Consider the following 1,732-nt stretch of genomic DNA (forward strand, 5'->3'; position numbering starts at 1 on the left):
CCCATCACAGCTTGACCTTAAGAGTGCCGGATTTGCCTAACACTCAGTCTTACTGCTTGGACGTACAATCCAATAGTACGCTTCGCCTATCCTACTGCGTCCCCCCATCGCTTAAAACGAATAATGGTGGTACAGGAATATCAACCTGTTATCCATCGCCTACGCCTATCGGCCTCAGCTTAGGACCCGACTAACCCAGAGCGGACGAGCCTTCCTCTGGAAACCTTAGTCAATCGGTGGACGGGATTCTCACCCGTCTTTCGCTACTCACACCGGCATTCTCACTTCTAAGCGCTCCACATGTCCTTGCGATCATGCTTCAACGCCCTTAGAACGCTCTCCTACCATTGTCCTTACGGACAATCCACAGCTTCGGTAATATGTTTAGCCCCGGTACATTTTCGGCGCAGTGTCACTCGACTAGTGAGCTATTACGCACTCTTTAAATGATGGCTGCTTCTAAGCCAACATCCTAGTTGTCTGGGCAACGCCACATCCTTTTCCACTTAACATATATTTTGGGACCTTAGCTGGTGGTCTGGGCTGTTTCCCTTTCGAACACGGACCTTATCACCCGCGTTCTAACTCCCAAGTTAAATTGATTGGCATTCGGAGTTTGTCTGAATTCGGTAACCCGATAAGGGCCCCTCGTCCAAACAGTGCTCTACCTCCAATAATCATCACTTGAGGCTAGCCCTAAAGCTATTTCGGAGAGAACCAGCTATCTCCAGGTTCGATTGGAATTTCTCCGCTACCCACAACTCATCCGCTCACTTTTCAACGTAAGTCGGTTCGGTCCTCCATTCAGTGTTACCTGAACTTCAACCTGGTCATGGGTAGATCACCTGGTTTCGGGTCTACGACCAAATACTCAACGCCCTATTCAGACTCGCTTTCGCTACGGCTCCACATTCACTGCTTAACCTTGCATCAAATCGTAACTCGCCGGTTCATTCTACAAAAGGCACGCCATCACCCATTAACGGGCTCTGACTACTTGTAAGCACACGGTTTCAAGTTCTATTTCACTCCCCTTCCGGGGTACTTTTCACCTTTCCCTCACGGTACTGGTTCACTATCGGTCACTAGAGAGTATTTAGCCTTGGGAGATGGTCCTCCCGGATTCCGACGGAATTTCTCGTGTTCCGTCGTACTCAGGATCCACTCAAGAGTGAACAAACTTTCGACTACAGGATTATTACCTTCTTTGATTCATCTTTCCAGATGATTCGTCTAGTTTATTCTTTTGTAACTCCGTATAGAGTGTCCTACAACCCCAACAAGCAAGCTCGTTGGTTTGGGCTCTTCCCGTTTCGCTCGCCGCTACTCAGGGAATCGATTTTTCTTTCTCTTCCTGCGGGTACTAAGATGTTTCAGTTCTCCGCGTCTACCTTCAGATATGCTATGTATTCACATATCGATAACATGACATAACTCATGCTGGGTTTCCCCATTCGGAAATCTCTGGATCAAAGCTTACTTACAGCTCCCCAAAGCATATCGTCGTTAGTAACGTCCTTCATCGGCTTCTAGTGCCAAGGCATCCACCGTGCGCCCTTAATAACTTAATCTTTTTTGACTTTCAACACGAACAAGTCGGTTGAAAACCCAAAATGTTATTAATCTGTGAGTGTTCTTTCGAACACTAGCGATTATTTCTTTTTGAATTCAAAGCTTGTTAAAAAACTCTAATTCACTCGGTTTTGCTTGGTAAAATCATAAATTTTACTTA

Annotated in this window: 1 rRNA gene; it reads right to left on the reverse strand. The window is 46.4% G+C overall.

The features are described 5' to 3' along the window. Positions 1-1,571: ribosomal RNA gene (locus D9V42_RS14580) — 23S ribosomal RNA — on the reverse strand; the annotation flags it as partial. Between the last annotated feature and the right edge of the window lie 161 nt (positions 1,572-1,732).

Origin of the sequence: Staphylococcus pseudoxylosus, from assembly GCF_003697915.1 — a bacterium.
Classification (GTDB): Bacteria; Bacillota; Bacilli; order Staphylococcales; family Staphylococcaceae; genus Staphylococcus; species Staphylococcus pseudoxylosus.